The following is a 14,703-nucleotide window of genomic DNA, read 5'->3' as shown; positions in this document are numbered from 1 at the left end:
GAGCACACTCCTTGGGACAGGCGCTGCAGTTGCGCCTGATCGTCTGGCCTGACTCCTGAATCTGAGGTACAGGGTAAGGGATAGGGCTGGCCGGAGCAAGTAGGCCGTTCGGATAGCAATCGGTGGTAGTCTTTGCCCGAAATACAGACACAGACGGGGACAAAAAAGACCATGAAAACGATCGTCATCACCGGCGCGTCCGATGGCATAGGCGCCGAAATGGCGCGTCAGTTGGCCACGCGTCATGGCGCGTCGGCGGCTCTGGTGCTGGCTGCGCGCAATGAGGAGGCGTTGAAAGAAGTCTCCGCCGAATGCCAAGCGCGCGGGGCAGCTACTTTGGTGGTTCGAACCGACGTATCGGACCAAACCCAGTGCCGCAACCTGATCGCCGCAGCTGTCCAGGCGTTCGGGCAAATCGACGCCCTGATCAACAACGCCGGCATGTCGGCGCAAGCACTCTTTGAAGAGGTCAAAAGCGAAGACCTGGGTTGGTACGAAGACCTGATGCGCATCAACCTCTGGGGCAGCGTCTGGTGCACCCACGCTGCGCTTCCCTATCTACAACAAAGCCGCGGCAGCATCGTCGCGGTGTCGAGTCTGGCGGGCCTGGTGGGTGTGCCTGGCCGCACGGCCTACAGCGCCACCAAATTCGCAATGACAGGTTTTTTTGAAGCACTGCGCGCCGAGCTGAAAACAGCAGGGGTCAGCGTCACAACGGCCTACCCAGGTGTCGTAGCCACGCAGATTCGCCATCGCGGTTTCAACGCAGCGGGTGCGCCGGCCGGCGCCAGCGGCCTCAAGGAAGACGATGCCATGAGCGTCGAGACCTGCGCCCGGCTGATCCTCGAAGGCATGGACCGCCGCGAACGCGAGGTGGTGATGACCACCAAGGGAAAACTCGGGCGCTGGCTCAAGCTGGTAGCTCCCGGGGTTGTGGAAAACATGGCACTGGCAGCGCTCAAGGACGAGGTCAAGCCCCATTGAAGGACGACATTGCCAGCGGGCATGCCAGCCTGACTCCTTCCAGCTGGGTCCAGCGCTGGTCTCATCTGGTTCCCCCGCACGGCCAGGTGCTGGATGTCGCTTGCGGCCACGGCCGGCACGCCTGGTGGTTTTACAAGCGAAATCACCCCCTCACCCTTGTAGATCGGTCAAAGGACGCTATTGAATCCATAGCAATTCCGGCAACATCATGCGAAGCCGTCGTTGCCGATATCGAAAACGGCCCCTGGCCATTCGCGGGTCGCCAGTTTGACGCCGTCGTCGTGACCAATTACCTGTGGCGCCCCTTGCTGCCGACCTTGCTGGCCAGCGTCGCACCGGGCGGGGTCCTGATTTACGAAACCTTTACACAGGGCAACGAAACGGTGGGTAAACCCTCAAGACCGGATTTCTTGTTGCGGCCCGGCGAGCTTCTGGCAGCCTTCCGCGAATTGCGGGTGGTCGCCTATGAAGATGGGTTTCTGGAGGCGCCAGACCGTTTTGTGCAGCGAATTGCCGCGGTCCGGGAACCGTTGGTGGCAACGGGGGTTCCACGCTATCTGCTGGACCAGCGCACTGGGTAGAATGCGGGATTGGCTGCATAGGCCGGATTGACCGTATACCCGACCCCCGACACATTGACATGAAAACCATTACCGGCAGCATCGTTGCACTGGCCACTCCCCTGCATGAAGACGGCAGCGTTGATTACCCGACTTTGCGCAAGCTGGTGGACTGGCACATTGCCGAAGGCACAGATTGCATCGGCGTGGTCGGCACCACGGGTGAATCGCCCACCGTCAGCGTCGAAGAACATTGCGAAATCATTCGCGTTTCGGTGGAGCAGGCCAAAGGTAAAGTTCCGGTCATGGCCGGTTGCGGTGCAAACTCCACCGCCGAAGCCATCGAACTGGCACGCTTCGCAAAAACCGTGGGCGCCGACTGCCAGCTACAGGTGGTGCCCTACTACAACAAGCCAACCCAGGAAGGCCAGTACCGGCATTTCAAGGCGATTGCCGAAGCGGTTGATCTGCCCATGGTGTTGTACAACGTGCCCGGCCGTACCGTGGCCGACATGCTGCATGCCACCGTGCTGCGGCTGGCGCAAGTTCCCGGCATTGTCGGCATCAAGGAAGCGACGGGCAACATTGAGCGCGCCCAGTGGCTCATCAAGGATGTACCAGCAGGCTTTGCCGTCTATTCCGGTGACGATCCGACCGCCGTGGCCCTGATGCTGTGCGGCGGGCAGGGCAACATCAGTGTCAGTGCCAATGTGGCGCCCCGCCTGATGCATGAGCTGTGCATGGCCGCTGTCGCCGGCGACGTCCGGACCGCCATGAAAATCCAGCTGCAGTTGCTGCCGCTGCACAAAAACCTGTTTGTGGAAGCCAACCCCATTCCTGTGAAATGGGCCATGGCCCGCATGGGGCTTTGCGGAGGCACACTGCGCCTGCCCATGACACCGCTTGAAACTGCCAACGAAGCCACGGTAGAAAACGCTCTGCGCGTTTGTGGCCTGATCTGATTTTTAAGGGAAACTCCAGTGATGACTTTGCACTCGCTCTCCGCTTCTGGCTCCGGACGCTTTCCACGGGCTACCGTGTCCTGTCTGTTGATCCTGGTCGCGGCGCTTTCCGCGTCCGGCTGTTCAACCCTTGAAGACGTCATGCAAGGCGACAAGATCGACTACAAGACCTCTGCCAAAGGGCCCTCGCTGGAAGTGCCACCAGATCTGACGCAGCTTTCACGCGAAACACGGTATGTGGTCCCTGGCGGCGCTGTGACTGCCAGCGGCTACCAGATTGGACAGCCCACCCAGGCCGTGACGACCGCAGCCATGACCGTAGGCGACGTACGCATCGAACGCGCAGGTAGCCAGCGCTGGCTGGTGGTCAACCGTCCTGCAGACAAACTCTGGGGCCCTGTGCGCGACTTCTGGCAGGAAAGCGGTTTCCTCCTGACGCTTGACCAGGAAAACCTGGGCATCATGGAAACAGACTACGCGGAAAACCGCGCCAAGCTCCCTCAGGATTTTGTACGCGCAACAATCGGCAAGCTATTGGACAGCCTTTACTCCACCGGCGAGCGCGACAAATTCCGCACGCGCCTGGAACGCAATGCATCCGGCGGCACGGAGATCTACATCAGCCACCGCGGCATGGTGGAAACCGTCGTTGGCGTCAACCAGGCAACCAAGCAAGGCGACACCACCGTCTGGCAGCCGCGTCCTGCAGACCCTGAACTTGAAGCGGAATTCCTGCGCCGGCTGATGGTCAAGCTGGGCGTGAGCCAGGAGCAGTCCAAGGCCCTGGTCGCCAGCGGCGGCGCTCGCCAGACGTCCCGAATCACCAGCGTCAACAACATGCCTGTGGTTCAGATCGACGAAGGATTTGAGCGCGCCTGGCGCCGCGTCGGACTGGCGCTGGACCGAACCGGCTTCACCGTTGAAGACCGTGACCGTGCACAAGGCACTTATTTTGTACGCTATGTCGAACCCACGGGTGACAAGAAAGAGCCCGGCTTCCTCGCCAAACTCTTCAGCAGCTCTTCAGCAGGCGTTCCTCCGCTCAAATACCGTATCGCCGTACGTAGCCAGGGCGAAGTCACCATGGTGTCCGTGCTCAATGCCCAAGGCAGCCCTGAAGCTTCAGCGAACGCCCAGCGCATCGTCCAGGTCATTGCCGACGACCTGAAATAACCTCTCCCGGACTGCCCTGTGTTGAGGTTTAAAAGCCTGGGCAGCGGCAGCACCGGCAACGCCACCCTCGTGGAAGCCGCAGGCCTTCGGCCCCGGCGATTGCTGGTTGACTGTGGATTGGGCATTCGGCAGCTTTCGCTGCGCCTGGCCGAAGCAGGCCTTACCGACAGCGACATCGATGCCGTCTTTGTGACCCATGAGCACAGCGACCATATCGGCTGTGCACGCCAGTTTGCGTTGCGGCACCGGGTACCTGTCTGGATGAGCCGCGGCACTTTTGAAGGGATTGGGCTGCCCGACTTTGATGGGCTTCTCCACATCGCGCACGACGGGCAGGCCATTGACCTCGGTGAACTGCAGCTCATGCCCTTCACGGTTCCGCACGACGCGCGCGAGCCCCTGCAGCTCAGCTGCACGGATGGCGCCTCCAAGCTGGGGCTTCTGACCGATCTGGGCCATGCCACTTCCCACCTGCTGGCTCATCTGGCACATTGCCACGCCCTGCTGCTGGAATGCAACCACGACACTGACTTGCTCAAACAATCCAGCTATCCGCCATTCCTCAAACGGCGGGTGGCTGGCCAGTACGGGCATCTGTCCAACCTTGCCGCAGGCGAGATAGCGCGCGCTGTGGGGCACAACGGCCTCAGTCAAATAGTGGCCGCCCATTTGAGCCAACAGAACAACCGACCTGACCTGGCCCGACAAGCCATGTTTGAGGCGCTGGGGGATGCCATCGAAGTTGTGGTGGCCGACGCCCAAACAGGAACCCGCTGGCTGGCTGTCTGACCCTGACCGCCAAGGCCTTCAACCCATTTGACGCGGAACTTAACGCGCACAAAAAAACCGCCATGAGGCGGTTTTTTTGTGCAGACAAAGCTAATTACTTTGCGGCACTGGCAGCATCGGCAGGAGCCGGAGCAGCAGCAGGTGCCGAAGCATCCGCAGCAGGAGCTGGAGCGGCAGGCGCTGGGGCTGGTGCAGGAGTCACGACAACGGGAGCTGGCGCTGGCGCTTCTTCCTTTTTACCGCAGGCAGCGAGGGAAACAGCAGCAACGATGGCGGCCAGAACGAGGGACTTGTTCATATCGAGAGATCCTTGATGAATGAGAAAAAACTATTTCTGGAACTGTCAAAAAACCAATCGGTGACCGGACTTTGACGTTGGCGAGCCATGCAAGCCCAGCCTTTCCAACCGCTTAGTATATGCGGGTTTTTACTGCCATATAAACCCTCAAAACACCCTGAAAACTTGAGCGCAGTTGCTTTTTGCAACATCTTGCTTTCCAACGTGAAGACATCAAATCAAATGCCCAAGGTGGTTGCAGGGAAGGCCGGGGTGCTTCGCAGCAGCTTTTCGGTAAGACGTTCTTTCAATGCAACGCGGCGCGCGGCTTCGGGACCCGCCACACCTGTGCTGCGTACAAGATCCAGCCGTTCAAACACCCAGTCCGGGCTCCAAAATACACTGGGCAGGTCACTTGCTGCCACTGGACCGCTGCCGCGGCAATCAACAATGTGTGACCACGTGCGGCGCCACGTGACGAAACGTGCATGCCGACGTATGACTTCGTCATAATTTTGCGCAAGAATCGTCAGGGTTCGGCCCGATTTTGACCAGTCATTGAGCGACTGCGCCACCGCGCGCTCGCCGAGAGGCCAGTCTTCAAATGTGGCATCACAGATGATGATTTCGCGCCACCCCTGCTCGGCCGCCGCAGCAAATGCCTGCCGAACCAGTGTGGCAAATGCGGAACGACCTTCAAACCGGCCCTGCAATAGCACGGACGCTGGCAATCCGGAGGGTGATTCGGCATTGTTCATCGCTGTTCCTTTCGTTCAATATTCGAACATCAGGCCAGAAGGCGTCGTCACTGTCGCGGCGGGTGGCTCACCCAGCCCGACTCATGCCAGTCTGCCAGCAATTCCAGCGCAGAAGCGCTGGCGCGACGCAGATCGGCTGGCGTCAACCGCCGCTGGTCAGCCAGGCGATGCATCAGGGTGGCATCCACCCCCTTGGCACGGTAGCTTTCACCGTTGATAAATACATGGTGCGTGTCGTAAATCATCTTCGTTCGCGGGTCGAGGCAAAGGCCTCCTGCATCGCGCGGGTTCCACGCGCCGGACGGACCGTCAAACCAGACGGAAGCCTTGGGCTCGGTCAGGTATTCCCCCAAGGCGCAGGCCAACGCCAGCGGGTCTTTGAGCGCATTGTTTACCGCCTTTTGGGCAAATTCAAGCAACCCCAACGGCACGGCGCCTGGTGTCTCTGTTGCGTGCTGCAAAGGATCGCGGTAAATAGCCCCGTTGCTGTTGCCTGATTCATCGTCGTCATCACCGAAATCGGCCAGACGTTGCAGCAGTTCACTGCCCAGCTCGGCTTGCCGCGGCGCACGAAAACCGATCGAGTAGGTCATGCAGTCTGTGGGCTTGCCACCCGCACCGACACCCTGTTCAGCCAAACCGTCATGGGCATAGCGCGGCGGGAGGTAAAGCATGTCCCCTGCCTCCAGCAGAAACTCCTGCTCGGGCTCAAAGTTCTGGAGGATCTTCAGCGGCACGCCTTCCTGCAATGTCAGGTCTTTTTGCCGGCCTATCTGCCAACGCCGGCGGCCACTGGCCTGGAGAAGAAAAACATCGTAGCTATCGAAGTGCGGCCCTACCCCACCGCCCGGCGTGGCAAACGAAATCATCAAATCGTCCAGCCTGGCGTCTGGCACAAAACGGAATTGCTTCAGCAAGTCATGGGCGCGTGCGTCATGCAGATCAACACCTTGCACCAGCAGCGTCCACTGCCGCCGACTTAAGGCCGGCAGGCTGCGCGGCCCGAACGGGCCTTGCTTCATGCGCCAGCCTGAAGGCTGCTGCACCACGAGACGCGACTCCACTTGCGGTTGGGCCGCCAGCCTGAACAACTCAGTGCGACTCAGAAGAGGCTTAAAGCCCGGCATGGCCTGACGCACCAGCAATGGCTTTTTTTGCCAGTGACGGCGCATGAATTGGGCCGGTGTCAAACCGGCAAGGAGGGAGAGGGGTTGATTGACATCCATGGGACAATTGTCGGATGAAAATCACCCCGCAATGCGTCGTTGCCCTGACATGGACGCTGAAAGACACCCTGGGCGACATCCTCGACGAACTTGATGAGCCGGTTGAGTTTTTGCTGGGCGGCAACGACTTGCTTGCCAAGATCGAGGAAAGCCTGCAAGGCCATGAAGCCGGCGCCCAGGTCGAGTTGCACCTTGAGCCCGAACAGGCTTTTGGTGATTACGATGAAAACCTGGTGTTTCTGGAACCCCGCAACCTGTTTCCGCCCGAACTGGAAGAAGGTCTGGTCTTCGATGGCGCTGCCCTGCCCATTGGCGTGAATCCTGAAACACCACCAGGCCACATTTACACCGTCACGGAAATCTATCCCGAACATGTTGTGCTTGACGGAAACCATCCCCTCGCCGGCATTGCCATCCGTCTGAGTCTGAAAGTCGAATCAGTACGCGAAGCCACCGAAGCAGAAATCGGTCAGGGCTCCATGGGTACCGGTTTCTTCAAACTCGAAGCCCAGGCACCCGGCAACAACACCCTGCACTGACAAATCTTGGCCATAAAAAAGCCGGCATGCATCAATAGCAGCCGGCTTTTTAACAACCAAAAAATCAGCGCATGCGGAACAACTGGTTGTTTTCAATCTTCACACGGTCACCCACACGTAAGTCTCCGTACGAGGGCACGTCGTAAGCGCGTGAACCACCGTTGTCCGATTGGACAGAAACGCGGTAGCTTTCATTGACGGGCTGGGTGTTGCGGTTTCTCTCGATGGCATTGCCTGCAACAGCGCCACCCACAGCGCCGATCACGGTCGCAGCAGTACGACCACTGCCCCCACCGATTTGGCTTCCAACGGCAGCGCCAGCTACACCGCCCAGCACGGCACCCACACCGGAAGTCCTTGCCGGCTCTTGCGTACGCAGCACTTCAACATTGCTGACGCGTCCGTATTCGATATAGTTGCCTTGCGGCTGCGCCGGGTAAGTCGATGTCGGATAGTTTGCGGGGTAGGGAGCAGGCTGGCTCATGGGCGCAGCACAGGCGGCCAAACCGGCAACAACGGCCACAGAGGACACCACCGAAAGAAAGCGGCTAGGGTTACGCATGAAAATCTCCTGTTTGTAAAGTTCATGGAAGCCTCAGCTACTTTCTGATCGCTGTCAGGCGATCAAATTGCAAACCGACTTCCAAGACCTGATTACAGGTGCCCCACCATTTCTGCAGCGTGAGGACCCAGGCTGTCTCCGGGTGGGAGCCCGCTAGAGTCTCCTGTAGGAAAAGCCTGACGGTAGCCCTGTTGAGTTCAGGCTTTACCGGTAGAACCGTAGCCACCCTCTCCCCGTTGGGTGGCGGTGAAAGCATCCACGACATTGAACTCGGCTTGCACCACCGGCACGATCACCAGCTGGGCAATGCGTTCCATGGGCTCGATGGTGAAGGCCACGTCGCTGCGGTTCCAGGCGCTGACCATCAGCTGCCCCTGGTAGTCGCTGTCGATCAGGCCGACCAGATTGCCAAGCACTATGCCGTGCTTGTGCCCCAGCCCGGAGCGCGGCAGGATCATGGCGGCATAGCCAGGATCCTGCAGGTAAATGGCCAGCCCTGTCGGCACCAGTTGCCAGGCGTTGGGTTGCAGGGTGAGTGGCGCGTCCAGGCAGGCGCGCAAATCCAGCCCTGCACTTCCTGGCGTTGCATATGTGGGCAAGTTGCCGCGCAGGCGCTCGTCGATGATCTTGACGTCGATTTTCATGTCACTTCCGTTGTTTGAATTCTTTGGCGGCCTGTTCGGCCAGCTCTCGCACGCGCGCCTTTAGCAGCTCCGGCGAATATTTTTTGAATCGGTAGAACGCCCACGCGGCAAAAACCATCAGTAGCGGCAGGACCAACATGCCGGCACGCGGGAGCACCGCAGAAAGCACCTCAAGCGCAATCCAGGCGATCAACACCCATTTGCCAACGGTCCAAAGGGAGATTCCGGCCAATTGCCGGGGGAAATCCTCAGCCGCAGGCTTGCTGCTGGCCGCCCCGATGGGACGTTCAGCTGCGACAGGCCCGGTGCGCTCCTGGTATCGGCTACGCGAGGACGCGGTAATGGCGGCCTTGTCCAAGACCTGAGCAGCCGCTTTTGCACTGAGCTGCTCGATGTATCGGGCAAAGTCGCCATCGGGCGGTGTGTCAGAAGGAAGCTGCACGGATCCTCACCCCGCCCGCTTCAATCGACCGGCAATTTCTGCCACCAGTTGCCGCGCCAGCGACAGCTTGGACGCGCGCGCCAACTCCCTGCTGCCCTGCGCGTCGACCAGCAACAGCGCATTGTCGTCACGGCCGAAAGTGGCCGGACCAATGTTTCCGACCAGCAGCGGCACGCCCTTGCGCTTGCGCTTGGCCTGCGCGTTGTCTTCGAGGTCGTGACTTTCTGCGGCAAAGCCAACGCAGAAAAGCTCTCCGGACGTACCGCGCGGTGACTGCGCCAAGGTGGCCAGAATGTCGGGGTTCTCGGTAAAAACCATTTGCGGGGGCTGGCCCGAGCCGTCCTTCTTGATCTTGCGCTCCGCACTGCTCGCAGGCCGCCAGTCGGCCACCGCTGCAGCCGCTATTAAAACAGTAGCTGTCTGCGCCCGCTCCATAACGGCTTCGAGCATATTTTGTGCTGATTTCACGTCAACGCGGCTCACGCCACGTGGCGTAGGCAGGCTGACAGGTCCGGCCACCAGAATGACTTTGGCTCCGGCCTCCTGAGCGGCACGGGCCACGGCAAAACCCATTTTCCCGCTCGACAGATTGGTGATGCCGCGCACCGGGTCAATCGCCTCGTAGGTCGGGCCGGCCGTCACCAGCACGGTCTGGCCGCTCAAGACCTTGGGGGTGAAGAAGGCAATGATGTCTTCCAGCAGCTCCGGCGGCTCCAACATACGTCCGTCACCGGTTTCACCACAGGCCTGAAAGCCCGAGCCCACACCGAGAATGGTTGCACCATCGGCCGACAGTTGCGCCATGTTGCGTTGCGTCGCCGGATGCGCCCACATCTCGCGGTTCATGGCCGGTGCAATCAGCAAAGGCACCTTGTCGATCGGCCGGGCCAGGCACATGAGGCTGAGCAGGTCATCGGCACGGCCATGCAGCAGCTTGGCCATGAAGTCGGCGCTGCAGGGAGCGATCAGGATGGCGTCGGCCTCGCGGCTGAGATTGATGTGGGCCATGTTGTTGGCCTCGCGTGAGTCCCACTGGCTGCTGTAGACAGGCCGGCCACTGAGCGCTTGAAGCGTCACGGCGGTGATGAACTGCTCGGCCGCCTCGGTCATCACCACCTGGACTGTAGCGCCCTGCTTGATCAACGCCCGGCACAGCTCGGCAGCCTTGTAGCAGGCAATGCCCCCCGACAGGCCCAAAACAATGTGCCTGCCGACCAGATCGCCTTCGAGCGCAGGGCTTTCTTCGTTCGCTTGCTTCGTCATGCTCCGCAATGTATCCCAGTTTGTGGTCCGCTTCCGATTCCCCGACTCCAGGGCATGGTCGCCACCCGTATAATCCCCGTTTACCACCTACACGAACTTGCGGTTCGTACCTGACATGACCAAATTTGTCTTCGTCACCGGCGGTGTGGTGTCTTCCCTGGGCAAGGGAATCGCCTCAGCCTCCTTAGCAGCGATCCTTGAATCGCGAGGCCTCAAAGTCACTTTAATCAAGCTGGATCCCTACCTCAACGTCGATCCGGGCACGATGTCCCCGTTCCAGCATGGCGAAGTGTTTGTGACCGACGACGGAGCGGAAACCGACCTGGACCTGGGCCACTACGAGCGTTTTGTTGAAACGCGCATGCGCAAGGCCAACAATTTCACCACCGGCCAGATCTACAAAAGCGTGCTCGAAAAAGAGCGCCGCGGCGACTACCTCGGCAAAACCGTACAGGTCATTCCGCACGTCACCAACGAAATCCAGGAATTCATCAAGCGCGGCGCGGGCTACGACACGCCGCAGGCCGTCGATGTCGCCATTGTCGAAATCGGCGGCACGGTGGGTGACATCGAGTCACTGCCTTTCCTTGAAGCCGTGCGGCAAATGAGCCTCCGCCTGGGCGCCAACAACACCGCTTTTGTGCACCTCAGCTATGTGCCCTGGATTGCCGCTGCGGGCGAGCTCAAGACCAAGCCGACCCAGCACACCGCTAAGCAGTTGCGCGAAATCGGTATCCAGGCCGACGTGCTGCTGTGCCGCGCCGACCGCCCCATCCCAGCCGAAGAACGCGAGAAAATTTCGTTGTTCTCCAACGTCCCCGAGTGGGGCGTGATTTCCATGTGGGACGTGGACACGATTTACAAGGTGCCGCGTATGCTGCACGAGCAAGGCCTGGATGGCCTGATCTGCGACAAGCTGCGCCTGAACACCCCCCCGGCCAACCTCAAGCGCTGGGACGATCTGGTTTACGAAACTGCACACCCGGCCAATGAAGTGCACATTGCCATGGTCGGCAAATATGTGGACCTGTCGGACAGCTACAAGTCGCTCAACGAAGCGATCCGCCACGCCGGCATGAAAAACCACGCCAAGGTCGTGATCGACTACGTCGATTCGGAAACCATCACCGCGGAAAACGTTTCGCGCCTGGCCAAGTTCGACGGCATCCTGGTGCCCGGCGGTTTTGGCAAGCGCGGCATCGAAGGCAAGATCTGCGCCGCGCGTTTTGCCCGCGAGAACAAGGTGCCCTACCTCGGCATCTGCCTGGGCATGCAGGTTGCCACCATTGAATTTGCACGCCATGTGGCAGGCCTGAAGGACGCCAACAGTACCGAGTTCGAACCTGACAGCCCGAACCCGGTGATCGCGCTGATCACCGAGTGGAAAGACGAAGACGGCACCATCAAGACCCGCAACGAGCAGTCCGACCTCGGCGGCACCATGCGCCTGGGCGCGCAAAGCTCCGATGTTGCCAAAGACACGCTGGCGCACAAGATTTACGGCGACGTGGTCACCGAACGCCACCGCCACCGTTACGAGGCCAACGTGCATTACCTGGACAAACTGCGTGACGCCGGCCTGGTGATCTCGGCCCTGACCCAGCGCGAACACCTCACTGAGATTGTCGAGCTACCGCAAGACGTGCACCCCTGGTTCATGGGCGTGCAGTTCCACCCTGAATTCAAGTCCACCCCCTGGGCCGGTCATCCGCTGTTCAACGCCTATGTCAAAGCCGCGCTGGATCATCAGACCGCCGGCAAGCCGAAGAACAAATCTTTGAAAGTGGTGGCATGAAACTGTGCGGCTTCGATGTGGCAGCCGCAGGGCTGGAGAGGGCCCCCAGCCCCGCTGGGGATCGGAACTCGAAGGCCGTCGTGCCCACGTCGCAAGAGGTGTTGGCATGAAGTTATGTGGCTTCGATGTGGGCCTTGACCAGCCCTTCTTCCTGATCGCCGGACCTTGCGTCATTGAGTCGGAACAGTTGCAGATGGACACGGCGGGCACGCTCAAGGAAATCACCAGCTCGCTGGGCATCCCCTTCATCTTCAAGTCGAGCTATGACAAGGCCAACCGCTCCAGCGGCACGAGCTTTCGCGGCCCCGGCATGGACAAGGGCCTGGATATCCTGGCCAAGGTCAGGCGGGATTTGGGCGTGCCCATCCTGACCGATGTGCATTCCGAAACGGACATTGCCAGGGTCGCAGCCGTGGTCGACGTGTTGCAGACGCCGGCGTTCCTTTGCCGCCAGACCGACTTCATTCATGCTGTGGCGCAGTCGGGTAGACCGGTCAACATCAAGAAAGGCCAGTTTCTTGCACCCGGCGACATGAAAAATGTCATCGACAAGGCACGTGCCGCAGCACGCGAAAAGGGCCTGGACGAAGACAGCTTCATGGCCTGCGAACGTGGTGCCAGTTTTGGCTACAACAATCTGGTGAGCGACATGCGCAGCCTGGCCATCATGCGCGAGACCAAGGCGCCGGTGGTGTTTGACGCCACACATTCGGTGCAGCTGCCCGGCGGCAACGGCACCAGCAGCGGCGGCATGCGCGAGATGGTGCCGGTGTTGGCACGTGCGGCCGTCGCGGTCGGCATTGCCGGCCTCTTCATGGAGACGCATCCGGACCCGGCCAAGGCCATGAGTGATGGGCCCAACGCCGTCCCGCTCAAACACATGAAAGCCTTGCTGGAAACGCTGCTCGACCTGGACCGCGTCACCAAGAAAAACGGTTTCCTTGAAAACAATTTCAGCGCCTGAGCCAGGGCCTCCACCATCAGCACCCAGAGACAAGCATGACACCCGCCTACATCATCGTCGACATGAAGGTCACCGACCCCGATCAGTACAAGCAGTACATGGCCGCGGCCCCCGCTGCAGTGGCAGCCGCCGGTGGCGAATACCTGGTGCGTGGCGGCAAGTTTGAAGCACTCGAAGGCAACTGGCAGCCCGCACGCATCGCCATGCTGCGCTTCCCAAGCTTCGAGAAGGCCAAAGCCTTCTACGACGACGAAATGTACCGTGCCGCGCGCGCCAAGCGTGCCGGCACCACCGAGTTTTTCAATATGGTGCTGGTCGAGGGCCTTGCCGCCCCGGTCTGATATCCCCTCTACAAAAAAGGAACCTAATGAGCGCAATTGTTGATATCGTCGGCCGCGAAATTCTCGACAGCCGTGGCAACCCCACCGTCGAATGCGACGTCTTGCTGGAGTCCGGCGTCATGGGCCGTGCTGCGGTGCCCTCGGGCGCTTCCACCGGCTCGCGTGAGGCCATCGAGCTGCGCGACGGCGACAAGTCGCGCTACCTCGGCAAGGGCGTGCTCAAAGCGGTCGAATACATCAACACCGAAATCTCCGAAGCCGTATTGGGCCTGGACGCCAGCGAGCAGGCCTTCCTGGACCGCACGTTGATCGACCTGGACGGCACCGAGAACAAGTCCCGCCTGGGCGCCAACTCCATGCTGGCCGTCAGCATGGCTGTGGCACGCGCTGCCGCCGAAGAGGCCGGCCTGCCGCTGTACCGCTACTTTGGCGGCATGGGTGCGATGCAGATGCCGGTTCCCATGATGAACGTGATCAATGGCGGTGCCCACGCCAACAACAGCCTGGACCTGCAGGAATTCATGATCGTTCCCGTGGGCGCGCCCAGCTTTCGCGAAGCCCTGCGCTGGGGCGCCGAGGTGTTCCACGCGCTCAAGAAAATTCTGCACGACAAGGGCATCAGCACCGCCGTGGGTGACGAAGGCGGCTTTGCCCCCAGCGTTGAAAACCACGAAGCGGCGATTGCGCTGATCCTGGAAGCCATCGATAAGGCCGGCTACACCGCCGGTGACCAGATTGCCTTGGCGCTGGACTGCGCCGCCAGCGAGTTCTACAAGGACGGCCTGTACGTTCTCGAGGGCGAAGGCGGTCTGCAACTGAACGCCCAGCAGTGGACCGACATGCTGGCCACCTGGTGCGACAAGTACCCCATCATCAGCATCGAAGACGGCATGCACGAAGGCGACTGGGACGGCTGGAAAATCCTGACCGAACGCCTGGGCAAGAAGGTGCAGCTGGTCGGCGACGACCTGTTTGTCACCAACACCAAGATTCTCAAGGAAGGCATTGACAAGAACATTGCCAATTCCATCCTGATCAAGATCAACCAGATCGGCACGCTGACCGAAACCTTTGCCGCGATTGAAATGGCCAAGCGCGCCGGCTACACCGCAGTGATTTCGCACCGCTCCGGCGAAACCGAAGACGCAACGATTGCCGACATCGCCGTCGGCACCAACGCCGGCCAGATCAAGACCGGCTCACTCAGCCGCTCTGACCGCATGGCCAAGTACAACCAGCTGCTGCGCATCGAAGAAGACCTGGGCGACATCGCGACCTACCCTGGCCGCGCCGCGTTCTACAACTTAAAGTAATGGGCCCCCACGTTCGCTCACTTCGTGTAGCTCTCTGCCCCCCGAGGGGGCCGCTACGCCTGCGGGCCGGCGGAGCCGGACCCGCGGCCCCGGCTGAAAAAATCCTGACGC

18 protein-coding genes are annotated in these 14,703 nt (G+C 60.5%); 10 read left to right on the top strand and 8 right to left on the bottom strand.

From position 1 onward, the window contains the following. Window positions 1-171 precede the first annotated feature (171 nt). Genes B0B52_RS16470 through B0B52_RS16450 form a run of 5 tightly spaced genes read left to right on the top strand, consistent with a single transcriptional unit; the run spans window position 172 to window position 4,468 of the window. A complete protein-coding gene (locus tag B0B52_RS16470; RefSeq protein WP_077594752.1) occupies window positions 172-984 on the top strand; it encodes an SDR family oxidoreductase in 813 nt (270 codons plus the stop codon). Continuing rightward, complete coding sequence (locus tag B0B52_RS16465) at window positions 981-1,565, top strand: bifunctional 2-polyprenyl-6-hydroxyphenol methylase/3-demethylubiquinol 3-O-methyltransferase UbiG (RefSeq protein WP_254425737.1); 585 nt, start codon at window positions 981-983, stop codon at window positions 1,563-1,565. The genes B0B52_RS16470 and B0B52_RS16465 overlap by 4 nt, the downstream gene beginning before the upstream one ends. A gap of 59 nt (window positions 1,566-1,624) precedes the next feature. Continuing rightward, window positions 1,625-2,506, top strand: a complete 882-nt coding sequence (gene dapA, locus B0B52_RS16460; protein WP_077594751.1) for a 4-hydroxy-tetrahydrodipicolinate synthase — start codon at window positions 1,625-1,627, stop codon at window positions 2,504-2,506. 21 nt (window positions 2,507-2,527) lie between these two features. Continuing rightward, window positions 2,528-3,679: an outer membrane protein assembly factor BamC gene (gene bamC, locus B0B52_RS16455; protein ID WP_077594750.1), complete on the top strand. Its 1,152-nt coding sequence runs from the start codon at window positions 2,528-2,530 to the stop codon at window positions 3,677-3,679. An 18-nt stretch (window positions 3,680-3,697) separates the two neighbouring features. Further along, entirely contained in the window at window positions 3,698-4,468 is a 771-nt protein-coding gene (locus tag B0B52_RS16450) for an MBL fold metallo-hydrolase (RefSeq protein ID WP_077594749.1), read from the top strand. A gap of 94 nt (window positions 4,469-4,562) precedes the next feature. Here B0B52_RS16450 and B0B52_RS16445 read toward each other — a convergent pair whose 3' ends face one another. From B0B52_RS16445 to B0B52_RS16435, 4 genes are read right to left on the bottom strand one after another with little or no spacing between them, the layout of a single operon-like run. Then, window positions 4,563-4,766: a hypothetical protein gene (locus B0B52_RS16445; protein ID WP_077594748.1), complete on the bottom strand. Its 204-nt coding sequence runs from the start codon at window positions 4,764-4,766 to the stop codon at window positions 4,563-4,565. Beyond that, on the bottom strand, window positions 4,763-4,957 hold the full coding sequence (locus B0B52_RS22600; RefSeq protein ID WP_217349808.1) for a hypothetical protein: 195 nt from the start codon (window positions 4,955-4,957) through the stop codon (window positions 4,763-4,765). The genes B0B52_RS16445 and B0B52_RS22600 overlap by 4 nt, the downstream gene beginning before the upstream one ends. Before the next feature lie 27 nt (window positions 4,958-4,984). Continuing rightward, window positions 4,985-5,503, bottom strand: coding sequence for a hypothetical protein (locus B0B52_RS16440; RefSeq protein WP_139351982.1), 519 nt, complete (start codon window positions 5,501-5,503; stop codon window positions 4,985-4,987). Window positions 5,504-5,550: 47 nt separating this feature from the next. Continuing rightward, the gene (locus tag B0B52_RS16435) at window positions 5,551-6,729 is read right to left on the bottom strand and encodes a cupin domain-containing protein (protein ID WP_077594747.1); all 1,179 of its coding nucleotides are present in this window, start codon (window positions 6,727-6,729) and stop codon (window positions 5,551-5,553) included. A gap of 14 nt (window positions 6,730-6,743) precedes the next feature. Here B0B52_RS16435 and B0B52_RS16430 point away from each other — a divergent pair, with 14 nt between their 5' ends. Continuing rightward, a complete protein-coding gene (locus tag B0B52_RS16430; RefSeq protein ID WP_077594746.1) occupies window positions 6,744-7,268 on the top strand; it encodes a peptidylprolyl isomerase in 525 nt (174 codons plus the stop codon). 64 nt (window positions 7,269-7,332) lie between these two features. Here the strand turns inward: B0B52_RS16430 and B0B52_RS16425 are convergent, their stop codons facing one another. The 4 genes from B0B52_RS16425 to coaBC form a co-directional block, all read right to left on the bottom strand. Continuing rightward, window positions 7,333-7,830: a glycine zipper 2TM domain-containing protein gene (locus B0B52_RS16425; protein ID WP_077594745.1), complete on the bottom strand. Its 498-nt coding sequence runs from the start codon at window positions 7,828-7,830 to the stop codon at window positions 7,333-7,335. A gap of 197 nt (window positions 7,831-8,027) precedes the next feature. Then, complete coding sequence (gene dut / locus B0B52_RS16420; protein ID WP_077594744.1) at window positions 8,028-8,474, bottom strand: dUTP diphosphatase; 447 nt, start codon at window positions 8,472-8,474, stop codon at window positions 8,028-8,030. A gap of 1 nt (window position 8,475) precedes the next feature. Beyond that, window positions 8,476-8,832 (bottom strand): hypothetical protein, encoded by a 357-nt coding sequence (locus B0B52_RS16415; protein ID WP_139351981.1) that lies wholly within the window; start codon window positions 8,830-8,832, stop codon window positions 8,476-8,478. Window positions 8,833-8,922: 90 nt separating this feature from the next. Next, window positions 8,923-10,179 (bottom strand): bifunctional phosphopantothenoylcysteine decarboxylase/phosphopantothenate--cysteine ligase CoaBC, encoded by a 1,257-nt coding sequence (gene coaBC, locus B0B52_RS16410; protein ID WP_077594742.1) that lies wholly within the window; start codon window positions 10,177-10,179, stop codon window positions 8,923-8,925. A gap of 115 nt (window positions 10,180-10,294) precedes the next feature. Here coaBC and B0B52_RS16405 point away from each other — a divergent pair, with 115 nt between their 5' ends. The 4 genes from B0B52_RS16405 to eno all read left to right on the top strand — a co-directional run bounded on the left by B0B52_RS16405 (window position 10,295) and on the right by eno (window position 14,592). Continuing rightward, a complete protein-coding gene (locus B0B52_RS16405; protein ID WP_077594741.1) occupies window positions 10,295-11,974 on the top strand; it encodes a CTP synthase in 1,680 nt (559 codons plus the stop codon). A gap of 106 nt (window positions 11,975-12,080) precedes the next feature. After that, window positions 12,081-12,938: a 3-deoxy-8-phosphooctulonate synthase gene (gene kdsA, locus B0B52_RS16400; RefSeq protein WP_077594740.1), complete on the top strand. Its 858-nt coding sequence runs from the start codon at window positions 12,081-12,083 to the stop codon at window positions 12,936-12,938. A gap of 35 nt (window positions 12,939-12,973) precedes the next feature. Beyond that, the gene (locus B0B52_RS16395; protein WP_077594739.1) at window positions 12,974-13,279 is read left to right on the top strand and encodes a DUF1330 domain-containing protein; all 306 of its coding nucleotides are present in this window, start codon (window positions 12,974-12,976) and stop codon (window positions 13,277-13,279) included. 26 nt (window positions 13,280-13,305) lie between these two features. Then, window positions 13,306-14,592 (top strand): phosphopyruvate hydratase, encoded by a 1,287-nt coding sequence (gene eno / locus B0B52_RS16390; RefSeq protein WP_077594738.1) that lies wholly within the window; start codon window positions 13,306-13,308, stop codon window positions 14,590-14,592. Window positions 14,593-14,703: the final 111 nt, after the last annotated feature.

Source organism: Polaromonas sp. A23, from assembly GCF_002001015.1.
In the GTDB taxonomy this organism is placed as follows: Bacteria; Pseudomonadota; Gammaproteobacteria; order Burkholderiales; family Burkholderiaceae_C; genus Polaromonas.
The sequence above is the reverse complement of the archived record's forward strand: the minus strand, read 5'-3'. Positions and strand labels throughout refer to the sequence as shown.

Coding starts and splice junctions, on each gene's coding strand:
- B0B52_RS16470 (WP_077594752.1), top strand. CDS start 172: ATGAAAACGATCGTCATCACCGGCGCGTCCGATGGCATAGGCGCCGAA.
- dapA (WP_077594751.1), top strand. CDS start 1,625: ATGAAAACCATTACCGGCAGCATCGTTGCACTGGCCACTCCCCTGCAT.
- bamC (WP_077594750.1), top strand. CDS start 2,528: ATGACTTTGCACTCGCTCTCCGCTTCTGGCTCCGGACGCTTTCCACGG.
- B0B52_RS16445 (WP_077594748.1), bottom strand. CDS start 4,766: ATGAACAAGTCCCTCGTTCTGGCCGCCATCGTTGCTGCTGTTTCCCTC.
- B0B52_RS22600 (WP_217349808.1), bottom strand. CDS start 4,957: ATGTTGCAAAAAGCAACTGCGCTCAAGTTTTCAGGGTGTTTTGAGGGT.
- B0B52_RS16440 (WP_139351982.1), bottom strand. CDS start 5,503: ATGAACAATGCCGAATCACCCTCCGGATTGCCAGCGTCCGTGCTATTG.
- B0B52_RS16435 (WP_077594747.1), bottom strand. CDS start 6,729: ATGGATGTCAATCAACCCCTCTCCCTCCTTGCCGGTTTGACACCGGCC.
- B0B52_RS16430 (WP_077594746.1), top strand. CDS start 6,744: ATGAAAATCACCCCGCAATGCGTCGTTGCCCTGACATGGACGCTGAAA.
- B0B52_RS16425 (WP_077594745.1), bottom strand. CDS start 7,830: ATGCGTAACCCTAGCCGCTTTCTTTCGGTGGTGTCCTCTGTGGCCGTT.
- dut (WP_077594744.1), bottom strand. CDS start 8,474: ATGAAAATCGACGTCAAGATCATCGACGAGCGCCTGCGCGGCAACTTG.
- coaBC (WP_077594742.1), bottom strand. CDS start 10,179: ATGACGAAGCAAGCGAACGAAGAAAGCCCTGCGCTCGAAGGCGATCTG.
- B0B52_RS16405 (WP_077594741.1), top strand. CDS start 10,295: ATGACCAAATTTGTCTTCGTCACCGGCGGTGTGGTGTCTTCCCTGGGC.
- kdsA (WP_077594740.1), top strand. CDS start 12,081: ATGAAGTTATGTGGCTTCGATGTGGGCCTTGACCAGCCCTTCTTCCTG.
- B0B52_RS16395 (WP_077594739.1), top strand. CDS start 12,974: ATGACACCCGCCTACATCATCGTCGACATGAAGGTCACCGACCCCGAT.
- eno (WP_077594738.1), top strand. CDS start 13,306: ATGAGCGCAATTGTTGATATCGTCGGCCGCGAAATTCTCGACAGCCGT.